The sequence below is a fragment of the Stenotrophomonas rhizophila genome (genome assembly GCF_001704155.1).
Lineage (GTDB): Bacteria > Pseudomonadota > Gammaproteobacteria > Xanthomonadales > Xanthomonadaceae > Stenotrophomonas > Stenotrophomonas rhizophila_A.
Map to the genome: position 1 here is coordinate 1,130,200 of NZ_CP016294.1, position 17,630 is coordinate 1,147,829.

Annotated in this window: 12 protein-coding genes; 2 read left to right on the forward strand and 10 right to left on the reverse strand. The window is 67.6% G+C overall.

Annotated features, from left to right (window positions below; genetic code table 11):
• The first annotated feature begins 34 nt into the window (after positions 1-34).
• Positions 35-835 carry a ferritin-like domain-containing protein gene (locus BAY15_RS05025; protein WP_068854555.1) on the forward strand — a complete coding sequence of 267 codons (801 nt, stop codon included), beginning with the start codon at positions 35-37 and terminating at the stop codon, positions 833-835.
• Between the two features lie 313 nt (positions 836-1,148).
• On the opposite strand, the gene BAY15_RS05030 is transcribed toward BAY15_RS05025, so the two are convergent.
• Positions 1,149-2,636, reverse strand: coding sequence for a phospholipase effector Tle1 domain-containing protein (locus BAY15_RS05030; protein WP_068849544.1), 1,488 nt, complete (start codon positions 2,634-2,636; stop codon positions 1,149-1,151).
• 217 nt (positions 2,637-2,853) lie between these two features.
• Between BAY15_RS05030 and BAY15_RS05035 the strand changes: the two genes are divergently transcribed.
• Entirely contained in the window at positions 2,854-4,110 is a 1,257-nt protein-coding gene (locus BAY15_RS05035; protein ID WP_068849546.1) for a zinc-dependent metalloprotease, read from the forward strand.
• Positions 4,111-4,195: 85 nt separating this feature from the next.
• Here the strand turns inward: BAY15_RS05035 and lpxH are convergent, their stop codons facing one another.
• From lpxH to BAY15_RS05080, 9 genes are all read right to left on the reverse strand, one after another.
• A complete protein-coding gene (gene lpxH / locus BAY15_RS05040) occupies positions 4,196-4,936 on the reverse strand; it encodes a UDP-2,3-diacylglucosamine diphosphatase (protein WP_068849548.1) in 741 nt (246 codons plus the stop codon).
• Positions 4,937-5,003: 67 nt separating this feature from the next.
• Entirely contained in the window at positions 5,004-5,543 is a 540-nt protein-coding gene (locus tag BAY15_RS05045) for a phosphatase PAP2 family protein (protein WP_068849550.1), read from the reverse strand.
• Entirely contained in the window at positions 5,524-6,660 is a 1,137-nt protein-coding gene (locus tag BAY15_RS05050; RefSeq protein WP_068849552.1) for a glycosyltransferase family 4 protein, read from the reverse strand. The genes BAY15_RS05045 and BAY15_RS05050 overlap by 20 nt, the downstream gene beginning before the upstream one ends.
• A gap of 145 nt (positions 6,661-6,805) precedes the next feature.
• Complete coding sequence (locus tag BAY15_RS05055) at positions 6,806-9,724, reverse strand: TonB-dependent receptor domain-containing protein (RefSeq protein WP_068849554.1); 2,919 nt, start codon at positions 9,722-9,724, stop codon at positions 6,806-6,808.
• Between the two features lie 345 nt (positions 9,725-10,069).
• The gene (ppx, locus tag BAY15_RS05060; RefSeq protein WP_068849555.1) at positions 10,070-11,596 is read right to left on the reverse strand and encodes an exopolyphosphatase; all 1,527 of its coding nucleotides are present in this window, start codon (positions 11,594-11,596) and stop codon (positions 10,070-10,072) included.
• A 114-nt stretch (positions 11,597-11,710) separates the two neighbouring features.
• Positions 11,711-13,768, reverse strand: a complete 2,058-nt coding sequence (gene ppk1 / locus BAY15_RS05065; protein ID WP_428999294.1) for a polyphosphate kinase 1 — start codon at positions 13,766-13,768, stop codon at positions 11,711-11,713.
• Positions 13,769-13,788: 20 nt separating this feature from the next.
• Positions 13,789-15,129, reverse strand: coding sequence for a phosphate regulon sensor histidine kinase PhoR (gene phoR, locus BAY15_RS05070; RefSeq protein WP_068849559.1), 1,341 nt, complete (start codon positions 15,127-15,129; stop codon positions 13,789-13,791).
• 18 nt (positions 15,130-15,147) lie between these two features.
• The gene (gene phoB, locus BAY15_RS05075) at positions 15,148-15,837 is read right to left on the reverse strand and encodes a phosphate regulon transcriptional regulator PhoB (RefSeq protein ID WP_068849561.1); all 690 of its coding nucleotides are present in this window, start codon (positions 15,835-15,837) and stop codon (positions 15,148-15,150) included.
• Positions 15,838-15,949: 112 nt separating this feature from the next.
• A complete protein-coding gene (locus BAY15_RS05080) occupies positions 15,950-17,590 on the reverse strand; it encodes a M48 family metalloprotease (protein ID WP_068849563.1) in 1,641 nt (546 codons plus the stop codon).
• Positions 17,591-17,630 lie beyond the last annotated feature (40 nt).

Consider the following 17,630-nt stretch of genomic DNA (forward strand, 5'->3'; position numbering starts at 1 on the left):
GGCCGGTGATCTGCTGCGCGCGGCGCAGCAGTGCATGGCCGAGGCGGACCCGCTGCGCAAGGTGGCGCTGACCCAGCAGTACGCGGCGCGGTTCCGCGCGGGGCAGTTGAAGGTGCGCGCGGATGCGCCGCCGCCGGAGCCGATCCGGATGCCGGGGCGGCCATCGCAGTTGCAGCTGGTGCATCCGCGCGATGTACCGCGGCGGGGCTTGGGCAACGCGGAGGGGCGGGCGGCGTTCATCCATGCGATCGCGCATATCGAGCTCAATGCCATCGATCTGGCGTGGGATGCGGTGTATCGCTTCCGCGGGCTGCCGGGGTCGTTCCATGCGGACTGGGTGGGGGTGGCCGACGATGAGTCGCGGCACTTCCTGCTGTTGCATGGGCGGTTGCAGGCGCACGGCCACGATTACGGCGATTTCGCCGCGCACAACGGGCTGTGGGAGATGTGCGAGAAGACGGCGCACGATGGCCTGTCGCGGATGGCGCTGGTGCCGCGGGTGCTGGAGGCGCGCGGGCTGGATGTCACGCCGGGGATGATCACCAAGCTGCGTTCGGCCAATGACCATGCTACTGCCGATGTGCTGGAGATCATCCTGCGCGAGGAAGTGGCGCATGTGGCGGCGGGGACGCGCTGGTATCGCTGGTATTGCGAGCGTGCCGGTGTGGAGCCCCGGGCGCGTTTCATCGCGCTGTTGAAGGAATATGCCAACGGTTTTCTATATGGCCCGTTCAATCTTGAGGCGCGGTTGTTGGCTGGGTTCGAGCAGGATGAGCTGGCGGACCTGATCGAGCAGGCGGGTCGTACCGGCCCCGCATCGCAATCGGCGGGATAACCGTGCCGTTGTGCCGGGCGTTGCCCGGCTTCATGCATCTGGGCGAACAGCCGGTGGCCATCGGTTCTGCGGTTTGGCGGGTCGGTGCGGGTTTGCGGGGGACGCCGCAAGTACGTCCCTGTAGGCTTGGTCGCCGCATCCATGCGGCTCACACCCCCGCAAACCCGCCCCGACCCACCTTCGACGGTGTATCGGTCGTCGCGGAAACAGCGGGCCGCGTTGCGGTAGGGTCGAATCCCAATCGACTGCCGATAACGCTGAAACGTTCAGTGGTGCATGAAAACAATCGACGTCCACGGAACTCAAAACCGCACTAAACGTTCCGCAATACCACCCGCTTTCCGTCTTCCGTAGGTCGGTTGATGTAAAACAATCCCGGCCCGGGCCGATACGGCAATTCGCGCGTTGCATCGTCGGCGGCATACAACAACGCGGTGTCGCCGAGCGCGTCGAAATTCCAATGCGCTGATTGCATCAGGTAACGCTGTCGCAACAGCCGTTCCTGCGCTGCATCCAGCGCTTGGCCTGCCACCAGACGCGCGGCAATGGGCTTCAGCTCATCCGGCAGCGCCATCGCCGGATCCGCATCCGGCGTGCGTGCCCACATCACGCCGGCGGCTGCCGCGCGCTGGTGGATCAGCCTTAGGGCGACCAGCTGGTAGCGCCAGTCGATCTCGCGTTTGAGCACTACTGCGGCATGCGCGAACAGCACCCATTGCGGCAGCACGCTGTCGCTGCCGGCCACGCGCATCTGCTGCCAGCGATGCCATACGTCGACCCAGACGTTGTCTTCGCCCAGGCCCAGTGCGGCCTGCCATCGCCGGCAGGCGGCCTGCGCGCCTGCGTAGACCTGGGTGCTGCGCAGCAGGGCCAGCGGCGGGGTGGTGGTGTCGGGTACGTCGTGGGTGCGGATGCGCTGGCCCTGCGGGCGGGTGAGTAGTTTGGGCCCTTCGACGCGCTGGTCGTAGCCGCCGCCGATGTTGGCGTGCACGCCGGGCAACGCGATCTCTTCGTGTTCGGGCGCGACGGAGGTCAGTGCGAAGTAGTGGCGGTGCTCGTCGCGCGCCGTGACCTGGACCACTTGGTCGGCGCAGCCGGCGGGCAGGGTGACGTGGGGCAGTTCGTCGCGCTGGCGCGCGTCGATCGCGACCACGGTGTCGAACAGGCCGACGAAGCGCACCGGGCGGATGGCAGGGGCCGATGGCAGTGTCCAGCCGGTGCGGCGCAGCTGTTCCTGCAGCCAGAGGCGGCCGTCGGGGGCGTTGAGACGGTTGATCGCGTCGCGCGCGGAGGCGGCGCCGCGCGAGAAGCCGAACAGGTCCAGGCGGACCGCGGTCAATGCGTGGGGCGGCAGGGTGCTGGCCAAGGCGCGTAGTGCTTCGGGCAGGCGTACGTCGAGTGCGCGGTGGACCTTGGCGATTACGCCGCTGGGGCCGATGCCGAACGCCAGCCCCATCAGGTCGTCGTCCTTGCCGGTGCGGGTGCCGGCGCCTTCGATGTAGATCGCCAGGGACAGCGTTCCCGGCAACGTGGGTGTAGTCCGCCGGTGGTCGGGGTAGAGCGCGTGCAGTCGCGCGATGTTGGTCAGTCCGTTGCTGAAACTGCTGGTCAGGCGGCTCTGGTAGGGCGACGCGTCGTCGGCCAGGACGGCGGGGGCGGGCGGGCGCGGTGCGGGGGTGGTGCTGCCGGGGGGGCGCGAGGCGTGCAGCAGGTTGTCGGCGTTGTTGCGGGTGCCGTCGAAGAACAGGCCGATCTGCAGCGTGACCGGCACGGTGGTGGTCGTAGTGGGCTGCCCTGCCATGGCCTCGGTTCCCCTGTCGATGCGCGTTTAAGGTAGCGCGAAAGCGACACAGGCGCGACGTAACTGAACCGCTGTGGCCGCCGGTCACAGTTCGGAAATCCCATCGGTGCGCTCTATTGAATTCACGTGATCGATTGGCGCCAGATGGTGTGGCTGCCGACAGGGGCGGTGGCGCGAACACGTTCACTTCCGAAGTTCACTCAACGAGAGAGGCGACATGATGTCCAGTTCGATGAGAAAGACCGCAGGTGCGATCACGTTGTTCCTGGCCGCCGTGGGTACGGCGGCGGCGGCTCCCCTGTTCCAGCCGGTGACGGTGTTGAGCCGGGCCGCTGCGGCCAGCCAGCCGGCCGCGCAGGCGGTGTTGTCGGCGCCCTCCAGCGCCGCCGTGCAGGAAGTCCGCGTTGAGGCCGGCGCGGTGGTGGCGGCGCAACGGCAGCTGGAGTTCGAGCTGCTCGGCACGCCCGTGCAGGCGCTGCAGCAGCGGGTGGAGAACCTGCCCGATGGTGGCAGCATCTGGTACGGCAGCCTGCAGAACGCGGGGTCGAAACTGACCCGCCAGGCCGGTACGCAGGATCCGGGCAACTCGGTGATCCTGGTGCGCAATGGCGACACCGTCACCGGTTCAATCCGCAAGGACGGCACGCTGTACCGGCTGCGCCCGCTCAGCGATGGCCGCCATGTGCTGGTGCAGGTGGATGAGTCGCGCATGCCGGCCGAACACCCGGCCGATTACAACACGCTGCCGAAGATCGAGATGCCGGCCAGTGATCGCGCCGGCATTGCGGCGGCCTCGTCGGGCACGCCGGCCACCATCCGGGTGCTGGTGGTGGCCACCAACGCGGCGGTGAACGCCTATGGCGGCAACATGCAGTCATTGGTGCAGCTGGCGGTGGCCGAGTCGAACCAGGGTTACACCAACAGCAACGTCGGCATCACCATGCAGCTGGCCGGGTACCAGGCCGTGGCGTACACCGAGACGGGGAACTTCAGCACCGACCTGGCACGCTTCCGCTCGACCAACGATGGCTACATGGATGCGATCCACACCACCCGCAACAGCACCGCAGCCGACGTGGCCGTGCTGATCATCAACAACAGCAGCTACTGCGGGCTGGCATCCGGGATCGGCTCGACGGCATCGAGCGCCTTCGCGGCCGTGTATTGGGACTGCGCTACCGGCTACTACTCGTTCGCGCATGAGATCGGCCACCTGCAGAGCGCGCGGCACGATATCGCCACCGACTCCAGCACCTCGCCGTATGCGTACGGCCACGGGTATCGCTACCAGCCGGCCACCGGCGCGCGCTGGCGCACGATCATGGCCTACGACTGCACCTCCGGCTGCCCGCGCCTGAACTTCTGGTCCAATCCCAACATCAGCTACAACGGGATTCCGATGGGCATCGCTTCAAGTGCCGACAACCAGCGCGTGCTGGTCAACACCAAGGCGGCGGTGGCTGCGTTCCGCTGATGGATTCCGGAGCACACGACGGGAAGGGCTGTGCCCTTCCTTGCGTGTGCTACCGGGTAGGTATCGACCGTTGGTCGATACGCTCTTACGCCAATGAATCCAGCGTCCACCCCTGCGGGGTGACGCGCAGCACCGAGCCCTGTTCGTACCAGTCGCCCAGCACGATGCGCGCGCACGCGCGGCCGCCGGCCTGCAGGCTGTGGATGGCAGGGCGGTGGGTATGGCCATGGATCATGGTGTCCACGCCGTGGCGCACGAACGTGGCGGTGACCTCATCGGGCGCCACGTCGGTGACGGTCTCGAAGGTGGCGCGGTCGCCCTGTTTCATTTCCGACTGGCGCGCCTGGCTGGCATTGCGCGCTTTCTGCGCGAAGGCGATGCGGGCGGCCAGCGGCTGGGCCAGGAACTGGGCCTGGAACACCGGGTCGCGGGTCTGTGCGCGAAACTGCTGGTAGGCCACGTCATCGGTGCACAGCAGGTCGCCGTGCTGCAGCAGCACCGGGGTGCCGTACAGGTCGATCACGCTCGGGTCGGGCAGGATACGGAAGCCGGCGCGACGGGCGTAGTCTTCGCCCACCAGGAAATCGCGGTTGCCGCGGATGAAGTACACCGGCACCCCGGCGTCTGCGACCGCCTTGAGGGCGTCGGCCACCGCATCGGCGGCGGGGGAGGGGGTGTCATCGCCGATCCAGGCCTCGAACAGGTCGCCCAGGATGTACAGGGCATCGGCCTGCATCGCCTCGCGGCGGAGGAAGTCCAGGAACAGGTCGGTGATGGCTGGACGGCTCGGGTCCAGATGCAGATCGGAGATGAACAGCGTAGTCATGCCCGTATTGTAGATCGTCAGGTCCGTAGAGCCACGCCCGGGGTGGCTGCGCGGAATCTGACATCCCTCACACCGGCAACGGCAACCATTGCAGGCTGGCGCCTGCCAACGCCGTGGCAATCGCCGTGGCGGCCAGTACGTCGCTGGGGTAATGCAGCCCCAGCACCACCCGCGACACCCCCACCGCCGCCGTGAACGGCACCAGCACCGGCGCCAGCCACGGGTAATAGGCCAGCGCCACGATCGTGAACGACACCGCATGCAGGGTGTGCCCGGACGGGAAACTGAATTCGTCCAGCGGCGCCACCCAGGCACGGATGCGCAGGTCGGCCGCATAGGGGCGGGGACGCCGGGTCCAGCGCTTCAGGCTTTTGTACAGCAGCAACGCCATCAGGCCGGTAGCGGCCATGTGCAGCGACGCGCGCAGGCCATCGAAGCCGTCCAGCAGCACCAGTGCGCCCATCAGCGCGTACCAGAACACCCCGTCGCCGAGGCGGCTGACCACCGAGAACGCGCGGCGCACGCGGCGGTGCCGGCAATAGTGGTTGGCGCGCCGGCACCAGCGGGTTTCGCGCCCGCGCAGGGCATCAAGCGGCGTGGTCCGCATGCGACCTCCGGGCACTGGCCAGTTCGGCAAGCAGGGCCTCGAACTCGGCCACGACCTGCTGCGGATGCAGCCGCGTCATCGCCGCGGCCGCATTGCGGCCCAACCGGTCGCGCTCGGCGTCATTGCCGGCCAGGCGCACGGCCGCATCGACGAAGGCGTTGTCATCGTCCACCGCTACCCCGTTCTCATCGGTGCGCAGGTGCTCGCGGGCCGCGCCGTAGTCGAATGCCACCGTAGTCACGCCACTGGCCATCGCTTCCAGCGTGACATTGCCGAAGGTCTCGCTGCGGCTGGGGAACAGGAACAGGTCGCCGCTGGCGAAATGGCGCGCCAGCGCATCGCCGCGCTGCACCCCACAGAAGATGAAGTCCGGGTTTTCATGGGCCAGTTTCTCGCGGGCCGGGCCATCGCCCACCCACACGAAGCGGGCCTTGGGCCGCACCTGCTGCAGCCGGCGGAACGCTTTCACCGCCAGCGCCAGGTTCTTTTCCGCAGCGATGCGCCCCACGTAGATCGCCGCGAAGCCGCTGCCGTCGATGCCCCATTCCTCGCGCAGTGCCGGGTCGCGCCGCGTCGGCTCGAACTGGCTGCTGTCCACCGCGCGGGCCAGCAGGCGCACCCGGTCGAAGCCCTGGTCGCCGAGGAACTGCTGCAGTTCCTGGGTGGGCACCAGGGTGGCATCGGCCTGGTTGTGGAAGCGCCGCATCCAGCGCAGGGCGGCGGCCTGCAACCAGGCCACGCCGTAGTCGGGCAGGTATTCGTCGAAGCGGGTGTGGAAGCCGGTAGCGACCGGAATGCCCAGGCGCCGCGCGGTGCGCAGTGCCGACCAGCCCAGCGGGCCCTCGGTGGCGATGTAGATGGCATCCGGCCGCTGCTGCTGCCACTGCCGGGCGAGCCGCTTGGGGGCCGGCAGTCCGAAGCGCAGGCCGGGGTAGCGGGGCAGCCCGGCGCCCTGCACCAGCAGCGCACCGCCGGCATCGGTGTCGTCGGCCTGGCGCGGGCGCACCAGGTCCACCTCATGCCCGGCCGCGCGCAGTCCCTGTTCCAGCCCCTGCACGGTCAGGGCAACGCCGTTGACTTCGGGGGGGTACGTTTCAGTGACGATGGCATAGCGCATGGCGGGCCTCCGGTTTGAAGGCATGCTCGGGGCTGGCGATGTAGCCGACATGACATCGACATGACCGGCACATGACGCCGCGCCGGGCACAAAAAACCACGGCCCCGAAGGGCCGTGGTCATCGTGCATCAACCGCGCGGGGCGATCAGAAACGCTGCTGGTACTTCATGTAGATGAAGCGACCGATGTCGTAACCGCCGTAGTACGAGAAGGCCGAGTTCGGCTTGCTGTACATGATCGGGCCCAGCTTGTCGAAGACGTTGTTGGCGCCGACCGACACGGTGGCTTCCCACGGCAGGTTGTAGCGGAACTGCAGGTCGTGGAAGGTGACCGAACCACGCTCGTTGTAGTTGCGCGAGCCCTTGTACCACGGTGCGTACTGGTTCGGATCCGAGCACTCTTCCGGGTACAGCGCGATGTTGGCGCACTGTTCCTTCACCCCGGAGTAGTAGCGGGCGGTCCAGCTCATGCCGAAGTTTTCCAGGTCCCAACCCAGCACCAGGTTGGAGCGGACGCGGAAGCCGCTGCCGATGCCGTTGGTGGGGGTCGGCACGACGCTGGCGTCATTGGTCGAACGGTAGATGTTGCTCGACACGTAGGTGGTGGCCGAGTTCAGCGAGAACTTGCCGAAGTCGGTGTCCATCCGGTAGTTCAGGTCCAGGTCGTAGCCTTCGGTTTCGAGGAAACCGGCGTTGCGGTTGCCGAACTTCAGGTTGGTCACGATGCCGGTGACCGGATCGCGTTCGAAGCGCGAGCAGCGCGCGTCGATGCCCTGCTCATAGCAGTCGATCAGGATCTGGGTGGGGGTGTCGGCAATGATGGTGTTGTCGATGCGGATCTTCCACCAGTCCAGCGAGGCGTTGAAGTTCTGGATGAAGCCGGGGCTCCACACCAGGCCCAGCGTCTTGCTCTTGGAGGTTTCCGGGGTCAGCGTCGGGTTGGAGCCGGAGGTGAACGGCACCGGGGTGGCATCGGTGGCCACGGTCACCGGCGTGCCGCCCTGGCGCAGCTGGCGGAACGTGGCGGCGCTGGCGATGTCACGCGAGCAGCGGGCGCGCACTTCGGCGCTGGTGCGCGAGGAGCCGAACACGGTGTCGCACGGATCGCTGAACTGCGCGAAGGTTTCCGAACCGCCACCGAACAGGTCGTTGATGGTGGGCGAACGGAAGCCTTCGGCCCAGGTACCGCGCACCATCAGCGAGTCGATCGGCTTCCACTTGAAACCGAACTTGCTGTTGAGCGTGTTGCCGAAGGTGTCGTAGTCCGAGAAGCGGGTGGCGCCGTTGAAGGTCAGTTCCTTCGCACCGGGCAGGTCGGCCAGCACCGGGATGTTGAGCTCCAGGTAGGCTTCGTTGACGGTGTAGTCGCCACCGGTCGGGCCGGCGGCCAGGTTGGTGGTGGCACCGGTCTGGGCCAGCGCATCGGGGGTGTACTTGCCTTCTTCCTTGCGGCTTTCAACGCCGAAGGCGAAGCCCAGGTCGCCGGCCGGCAGGGTGAAGATGGAACCGGCGATGTTGGCGAAGAAGTTCTTCGAGGTGGTGCGGCCCTTGGTGGTTTCTTCCGGGAACAGCCAGGCCTGCAGCTCGTCATTGCCATACAGGCCGTTCGGCGCGGTCACGCCGTACGCCACCAGCGGGTTCCACGGCTTGCACACGTCGAACGAGATCGGGGCGGCGGCGGTACCGCACTGCACCTGGCCCTGCGCGTTGAGGAACGACGGGCCGACGCCGCCGGCGACGCGCGCCTTGTGCAGGTTGCCGGTGGCCACCGATTCCAGTTCATTGCGGTTGTACTGGTAGCCCGCTTCCCAGTCGAAGTAGCGCTCGCCGATGTCGAACGAACCGTCGAACGAGGCCACCGCGCGGTAGGTCTTCAGGTTGCTGGTGGTAACGCGCGGAATTTCCCAGGTACGACGGTTCCAGGCCACCGCGGTCGGCGTGGCATAGCCGTGCTGGTTGCCGAACGGATTGAAGTAGCTGTTGATCGACATCGAGCCGACCCCGGCGGTGCTGGACTGCAGCGGGTAACCGGCGATCTGGCGGGTCGACTCACGCTCGTTGTAACCCAGCTCGGTTCGGAAGTTGATGCTGTCGGTGATCGCAAAGCGCCCATCGAAGTACACCGAATCGCGCTTGAGCGGATACATCACGTGCATCTGGTCGTTGGCGTTGCTCACATCACCGGTGAACGGGGTCGTGTCGGTGCGGTGGTAGTTGCCCGGCAGAGTCGGGTCCGAACCGCGGTTGAGCGAGTAGCCGCAGCCGGCAGTGGCGGTGCAGCCCGGGCCGCGCAGGCCGGTGATCTGGCCGTACTGGCTGATGGTGGTCCAGTTGCTGGAATCCAGCGGGTGGCGATCGGTCATGCCGTACTGGCTGAAGCCACGGTCGCGCGCCCACACGCCCTTCTCTTCAGCGTGTTCGGCCGACAGGGTCAGCGAGATGCGGTCATTGCTCCAGCCGGCCACCACGTCGAAGCGGTCGCGGGCGCCGTCGCCTTCGCTGTACTGCCCGTGGTAGACGTTGGCGGTAACGCCGGTGACATTGCCGCGGGTGATGATGTTGACCACGCCGGCCATCGCGTCGGAACCATAGATGGCCGAGGCGCCGTCCTTCAGCACTTCGATGCGCTCGACGGCGGAGACGGGCAGGGTCGACACGTCCTGGTAGCCGGAGGTGCTGATGCCAAGCCGCTTGCCATTGACCAGCACCAGCGTGCGCTGGGTGCCCAGGTTGCGCATGTCGATATAGGTGCCGCCGGCGTTCTCACCGGCGGTCAGCGCGTTGGCGCGGCTGATCGTCGGGCTGCCCATGGCGGTCACGTTCTGCAGGATGTCGGCCACCGAGCTGAAGCCCTGGCGCTCGATGTCGGTGCGGCTGATCGCAAACACCGGCTGCGCGGTTTCCACGTCCACCGTACGGATGCGCGAACCGGTGATCTCGATGCGATCCAGGTTGGTGGGGTTCGGCGCGTCCTGTGCCATGGCCGGGGCGGCCACCAGGCCAGCGGTACCGGCGACCAGGGCATAGCGGATCGCCTGCCCGAGTACGTTGATGCGTGAAGTCATTTGGCTCTCTCTCTGGTTCAGAACTGAATCAAAAGAGGTCGGCGGGGTCCCAAGTGCCCCCGCGTCCCTCGAAAACCAGCCCAAATGGGCCGGTGATTCGATCTTAGTCCCAGTCGTTAAGCCGGTGTAAAGCTTTTTGCCAAGAAAAATTCACCTCTTCGTAACCAAAGAGACAAATTTCCTTATGCATCAATGGATTGTGGAGTTTTGCTGAATCTGTCCGATGTATCTGGATATGTCGCAATGTATCCGGATGCTGCGACGCAGCACATGGATCTGCGCACACCGTCACGTAGGGTGGCGCAGTGTCTGTAGCGGCAGCGAGTCGGGTGCCGCGGACGCGGCTCAGGCCACGAACGGGCGGAACTGGACGCCGAGCCCGGCCATGCCGTCGGTTTCGCCGATCAGGTCGGCGCGCAGCAGTGGGCGGGCATCGATGTAGGCCTGCGGCAGGATCAGCGACATCCGGCTGTCGTCCGCGCTGAGCTCCAGCGCCGGCACCGGGGTGTCTTCATGGGCACGGTTGAGCAGCACCGCCAGCCGGAGCAGGGCGGTCATGCGCCGGGCCGGCAGCAGCAGGCGTTCGGGCAGGGCATCGAACGCGGATTTGGAGACGTTGCGGCGGTGGCTGCGCACCAGCGCGGCCAACAGCTGCTGTTCCTGGCGCGAGAAGCCGGCGATGTCCGAGTTCTCCAGCACGTAGCTGCCATGCACGTGGTAGCCGCTGTGGGCGATCATCAGGCCCAGCTCGTGCAGGCGCGCTGCCCAGCCGAGCATGCGCGCGTCGTCCGGGTCCAGGTTCCAGCTGCCTTCGACCTGGGCGAACAGGTCCAGCGCGGTGCGCTGCACGCGATCGGCCTGCACGGTATCGATGCCGTAGCGCAGGGTCAGCGCGTCCACCGATTCGTCGCGCAGGTCGTTCTCGCTGGCGCGGCCGAGGATGTCGTACAGGATGCCTTCGCGCATCGCCGCCTTGCTGACCAGCAGCTTCTGCAGGCCCAGCGCCTGGAACGCGGCTTCCAGCACCAGGATGCCGCCGGCGATGATCGGCCGGCGGTCGGGCGACAGCCCGGGCAGGTTGATGTCCTCGATGCGCTTGGCCTTGAGCAGCTCATCGCGCAGCTGCGGCAGCGCTTCGGCGGTGATCGCGCCCTTGCTCAGCTTCATGGTGGCGCAGATTTCGCTGATCGCCTTGTGCGTGCCCGACGAGCCCAGCGCTTCGTGCCAGCCCAGCGCGCGGTACTTGGTGGCGAACTGCTGGAACTCGGCGCCGATCTCGGTCAGCGCATCCTTCCAGCGTCGTTTGCTCAGCTTGCCGCCCGGGAAGAAGCGCCGGGTGCTGGCGATGCAGCCGGCCTGCAGGCTTTCGCGCTCCAGGGTCTGCATGCCCTGGCCGATGATGAATTCCGTGGAGCCGCCGCCGATGTCGATCACCAGCCGGCGCTGGTCCGGCTTGGGCGGCTGCGCATGGGCCACGCCCAGGTAGATCAGGCGGGCCTCTTCGCGCCCGCTGACCACTTCGATGGCATGCCCCAGCGCGGTTTCGGCCGGCATCAGGAACGCCTGCGGCGAGCGCAGCTGGCGCACGGTGTTGGTGGCCAACGCGCGCACGCGTACCGAAGGAATGCCACGGATGCGCTGGCCGAACCGGGCCAGGCACTCCAGCGCGCGCTGGCGCGCATCGGCCGACAGGCCGCCCTTGCCATCCAGGCCATCGGCCATGCGCACGGTCTCGCGCAACCGGTCGACCACGCGTAGCTGCCCGAGCGTGTAGCGCGCGATGACCATGTGGAAACTGTTCGAACCGAGGTCGACGGCGGCGAGCAGGTCGCCATCCTGCAGGGCGGGCGGAGTCGTGGAGGTATGCGGCATTTGCGAATGGTAGCCGATGGCGGTGATGCGGGCTTCACCGTGGTGCCGGCCGCCGGCCGGCAGAAGGAATCCCGACCAACGGTCGGGATCTACAGATGGCGTTGATGCAGGCCCTTACAGGCCCTGCATCAACGCCATCTGCGCCGAGTGCGGGGGCTGGTCGGGGCCGGGGCTGCATTTGCGGTACTCGCCGTCGGCGTGCAGTTCCCAGGCGTTGAGGTTGTCGTCCAGGTAGTTCTGCAGCACGTCGCGGTAGACCTTGCGGGCCAGCTCCGGGTCCAGGATCGGGAAGCAGGTCTCCACCCGGCGCAGCAGGTTGCGCTCCAGCCAGTCGGCGCTGGCGCAGTACAGCTCGGACGCGCCGTCGTTGCCGAACCAGTAGACGCGGCTGTGTTCCAGGAAACGGCCCACGATGGAACGCACCCGGATGTTGTCCGAGACCCCCGGTACGCCCGGGCGCAGCGTGCACGCCCCGCGCACGATCAGGTCGATCTGTACCCCGGCCTGCGATGCGGCATACAGCGCGCGCACCACCTGCGGTTCGTTGAGGGCATTCATCTTGGCGATGATCCGCCCCGGGCGGCCGTTCTGGGCCAGGTGCATCTCGCGCTCGATCCGCTGCAGCAGCCCGTCGTGCAGGGTGAACGGCGACTGCAGCAGGCGCTTCAGGCGGGTGCGCGGGGCCAGCCCGGACAGCTGCTGGAACAGCAGGTGCACGTCGTTGCCGATATCGGCATCGGCGGTGATCAGGCTCAGGTCGGTGTACGCCCGCGCGGTGCCGCTGTGGTAGTTGCCGGTGCCCAGGTGCACGTAACGGCGCAGCTTGCGGCCCTCGCGGCGCACGATCAGCAGCATCTTGGCGTGGGTCTTGTAGCCCACCACGCCGTACACCACCTGCACGCCGGCTTCCTGCAGGCGGTCGGCCAGGCCCAGGTTGGCTTCCTCGTCGAAGCGCGCGCGCAACTCCACCACCACGGTGACGTCCTTGCCGTTGCGTGCGGCCTGGATCAGCGCATCGACGATCAGCGAATCCTTGCCGGTGCGGTACAGCGTCTGCTTGATCGCCAGCACGTTCGGGTCCACCGCGGCCTGCTTGATCAGGTCGAGCACGGCGGTGAAGGCGTCGAAGGGGTGGTGCAGCAGCACGTCCTTGCGTGCCACCACCTCGAAGATGCCGTCGCTGTCGCGCAGCGTGCGCGGGCTCATCGGCGGGTACTTGAGTTCCGGTCGGGCCAGCAGGTCGTACAGCTGGATGACACGGTTGAGGTTGACCGGGCCGTCGATGCGGTACACCGCGTTCTCGGTCAGGCCGAAGTTCTGCAGCAGCGTACGCACGATGTCGCGCGGACAGTCCTGGGCGATTTCCAGCCGCACCGCCGGCCGGTAGCCGCGATCGACCAGCTCGTCGCGCAGCGCCAGCGCCAGGTTCTCCACTTCTTCCTCGTCCACCACCAGCTCGGAATTACGGGTCACCCGGAACTGGTACGCACCCTGGACTTCCATGCCCGGGAACAGCTCGCCGACGAAGGTGGACAGCACCGAGGACAGGAACACGAAGGTCTGCGGGCCGCCGAGGGTCTGCGGCAGCTGGATGATGCGCGGCAGCGAGCGCGGCGCGCGCACGATGGCCAGGTGGCCGGCGCGGCCGAACGCATCGGTGCCCTTGAGCACCACCACGATGTTCAGCGATTTGTTGAGGATCTTCGGGAACGGATGCGACGGATCCAGGCCCAGCGGCGACAGCACCGGCATGATCTCGTTGCGGAAGTAGGCGCGCAGCCAGCGCTTCTGGCGGTGGTTCCAGGAGTGCCGGCCCAGCACGTCGATGCCGGCCTCGTGCAGCGCCGGGCGCAGCGTGTCGTTCCAGCAGCGGTACTGCTGGTCCACCAGCTCCGCGGCGCGGTCATGGATGGCGTTGAGGATGGCCTGCGGCGTCATGCCATCCGGTGCCGGCGGCAGGCCGAATTCCTGCGCGTGGCGGACTGCGGCGGCGCGGATCTCGAAGAACTCGTCCAGGTTGGTGCAGGAGATGCACATGAAGCGCAGCCGCTCCAGTACCGGCACCTGCGGGTCCATCGCCTGGGCCAGCACGCGGAAGTTGAAATCCAGCTGCGACAGCTCGCGGTTGATGTACAGGGCCGGGTCGCGCAGTGGATCGGTTTCGGCCGGCATGGCGATGGGAACGAGGGTGCTCATGCGGAGGAGTCTTCTGCAGAGGAAAGGGTGGCCACGTCCGTGCGCTCGCGCACGTGGTCGGCATCGAAGTGGCACGAGAACACGCTGCCCTTGCCGACCTCGCTCTGGATCTCCAGGCGCGCGTGGTGCAGGCCCAGGATGTGCTTGACGATCGACAGGCCCAGCCCGGTGCCACCGCTTTCGCGCGAGCGGCTGCTGGACACGCGGTAGAAACGCTCGGTCAGGCGCGGCAGGTGGGTGGCGGGAATACCATAGCCGGTATCGCGTACCGCCAGCACGACGCCGTGGCCTTCGCGGGCCAGCTCCACCTCGACCCGGCCGCCGGCCGGGGTGTAGCGCACCGCGTTGGTGACCAGGTTGGAGAAGGCGCTGTGCAGTTCCTTGTTGGAGCCCTGCAGGTCCACCCCGGCGCTGTCGATCACGCTGATCTGGTGGCGGCCCTGGCTGTGCGCCTCGGCTTCGCGGCGCAGCGTGGCCAGCATCGGCGCCATCGCGACGGTTTCTTCTTCGGTGTGTTCCTGCGATTCCAGTCGCGACAGGGTCAGCAGGTCTTCGACGAGCTGGGCCATGCGCTGCGACTGCCTGCGCATTTCCTCCAGCATCGGCCCGGTGCCGGGGAAATCCTCCGGCTCCATCATGTCCAGGTAGCCGTGCACCACCGTCAGCGGCGTGCGCAGCTCATGCGAGACGTTGGCGACGAAATCGCGGCGCACCTGCTCCAGCCGCAGCAGCTTGCTCACATCGCGCGCGATCAGCAGCCAGTAGTCGGGCGAATAGGGAATCAGGCGCAGGTTGAGCCGGATCGCCGGATCGACCGGGGAGGGCACGTCCAGGATCGGTTCGGCATTGCGGCCGCCGGCCAGCCAGTGCGCCAGCGGCATCGGCTGCAGGCGCGCGACCAGGGCCTCGCCCAGGTCGCCGGGATGGTGCAGGCCGAGCAGCGTGGTGGCCGATTCGTTGAACCACTGCACGCGCTGGCTGTTGCGGTCCACCACCACCACCGCATCCGGCAACGCGGCGGCAGCAGCGCGGTAGCTGCGCAGCATGTCCAGCAGGCGCCGCTTGCGCGTGCGCATTTCCAGCTGGTTGCGGTACAGCAGCCGGTCCAGTTCGTTCCAGACCCCGTTGCCGCCGCTCATGTCCCAGCGCTGGCGCGCGGTGAGCCGGCGCAGCACCTTGCGCAGCCGCCAGTAGTGCCAGGCCAGCGCACCAATGGAGGCCAGTGCGATGCACATCCACACATGCCCGGTGGCGAGGCCCACCAGGCCGGCGGCAAGCAGCAGCACGGCGAGGGTGGCAAGGGTTTTCAACCAGGCGGAGCGGATGTGGCGCGGCATTGCGGTCCCAGGAAAAAATCAGGTCGAGGTCGAGAACCGGTAGCCTGCACCGCGCACGGTCTGCACCATGTTTTCAGCGCCGAACGGTTCCAGCGTCTTGCGCAGCCGGCGGATGTGCACGTCGATGGTGCGCTCCTCCACATATACGCTGCCGCCCCACACATGGTCCAGCAACTGGGCACGGGTGTATACGCGCTCGGGGTGGGTCATGAAGAAGTGCAGCAGGCGGTACTCGGTCGGGCCGATCGGCACCGGCTGGTCGCCGGCGAACACCCGGTGCGCGGCACCGTCGATGCGGATGCTGCCCACCGCCACGCTGCCGTCCTCGTCGTCGTCGCGCGCCCGCCGCATCACGGCGCGGATGCGGGCCAGCAGCTCTCGGGCCGAGAACGGTTTGACCACGTAGTCATCCACCCCGGCTTCGAGCCCGCCGACGCGGTCGTTCTCTTCGCCGCGCGCGGTGAGCATGATGATCGGCACCTCGCGGGTGAGGGCCTCCTTGCGCCAGCGCCGGGCCAGGTCCAGCCCGCTGGTGCCCGGCAACATCCAATCCAGCAGGATCAGGTCCGGCACGCGGTCGGCGATGGCCGTCTGCGCTTCGCGGGCGTCACCGGCGTGGATCGGGTCGTAATCACCCTTGCGCAGGGCAAAGGCGACCATTTCGCGGATCGCGGGTTCGTCATCGACGATCAGGATGCGTTTCTGCACGTGCCCACCGTATTGCTCATCAGACCGGGATTGAGCCCAGTAGACTACGGTTTCATGACATGTTTGTGACGGCCATGAGGGCATTGCCATCCCACGGTCATCCGGGCGCGGTTCAGCGCCGTTCCAGCTCCGGGTCGTTGATGCCCTGCCGGCGCATCTCCAGCACGGTGGGGGTGATGCTCTCGATCCGCGCATCCACCCGGGCCCGGCCCACGTAATCCAGCGCGGGCTGCTTCTTGAGCGCCTGCAGCTGCATCAACGCCTGCTCCGGCCGCCCGTTCAGGAACGCGGCCTCGGCGTAGGCCTCGCTGGCGCGCAGGGTGTCGCCGGCGAGCTCGCTGGCGCGGGCATAGCGCTGCTGGAACACCGGATCATTGCCGCTTTGCGACAGCAGCGGGCGCAGCATCGCCTGCGCGCGCTGGCCGGCTTCGCGCCCGCCCTGTTCGTTCAGGATCTCGGCGTAGGTCAGCGCCACCGGGCGGCTGCCGGGGTGCTGGCGCAGCAGCGCGTCGAAGCGGGCGTTGGCCTGGGCCGGCTGGCCCGAGCGCGACTCGGACTCGGCCAGCGCCAACGCCACCCACAGGTTGTCCGGGTGGTCCTTGAGCAGTTCGGTGAGGTCGCGCCGGGCCTCGGCCGCACCGCTGTTGCGCAGGCGTGCCAGGGCCAGCCCATAGCGCTGGGCGTCGTTGAGGCCGCTCTTCTGTGCGCGCTGCAGGTTCTGGTACTCGGTGGCCAGCTCGCCCGGGGTATCGGCGCTGAGCACGCGCAGGCGCTCGCGCGCCCACTCGAACTGGCCAGTGCCGCCCCGGCTCAGCGAATTCACCGAGATCTGCATCGAGGAAGGCAGCAGCGGGTTGGTGCGCCGGACCAGCGGGTCGGACAGCGCCGGGTCGGCCGGGTCCACCCGTTCCTGGCGCACCCCGCCGGGCACTTCGGTGGTGAGCAGCACGGTGTCCTTCTTCATCTGCTCGGCGCGGGCCTTGGCTTCGCTGATGCGGGTGGTGTTGACCGGGTGGGTCTGCAGGAAATCCGGTACCGAATAGCCGCCGGCATTGCCGCGCATCGAGGCGGACATGCGTTCGAAGAAGCCGGCCATCGCATCCACGTCGTAGCCGCTGCGGGCCAGGGTGCGGATGCCCAGGCGGTCGGCCTCCGATTCGTTGCTGCGGGTGTAGTTGATCTGGCGTTGCTGCATCAGCCCCATGCCGGAGGTGATCGCGGCCATGGTGGCATCGCCGGAGGAGTTGCCGCCAGCCTGCTGCGCGGCCACCACCGCCGCCAGCATGCCCAGCAGGATCGGGATCTGGTCGCGCTGTGCCCGTTCCACCCCGCGCAGCACGTGCTGCTGGGTGACGTGGGCGATTTCGTGGGAGAGCACCGCGGCCACCTCGTCCTCGCGTTCTGCGGTCAGCACCAGCCCGGCGTTGACCCCCACGTAGCCGCCAAGGGTGGCGAAGGCGTTGATCTGCCGGTCCCGGAGCATGAAGAACGTATAGGACTGGCGCGGCTGGGCGCTGTTGGAGCCCAGCCGCGCGCCCATGGTCTGCAGCCAGTCGTCCACCAGCGGGTCATCCAGCAGGAAGCCGTAGTTGCGCAGCTCGCGCAGCATCATCCCGCCGTACTCGGCCTGGCGCGCCGGGGTCAGCAGTTCACCGGCCGACGAGCCGATGTCCGGCAGCTTGCTGTCCTGGGCCGACGCCAATGGGGCGGCCAGGGCCAGGGTCAACGCGGCAGAGAGCAGCAAAGTGCGCAAACAGGAACTCCTGGGGCTGCGGGTGATCCGCAGTGTTGCG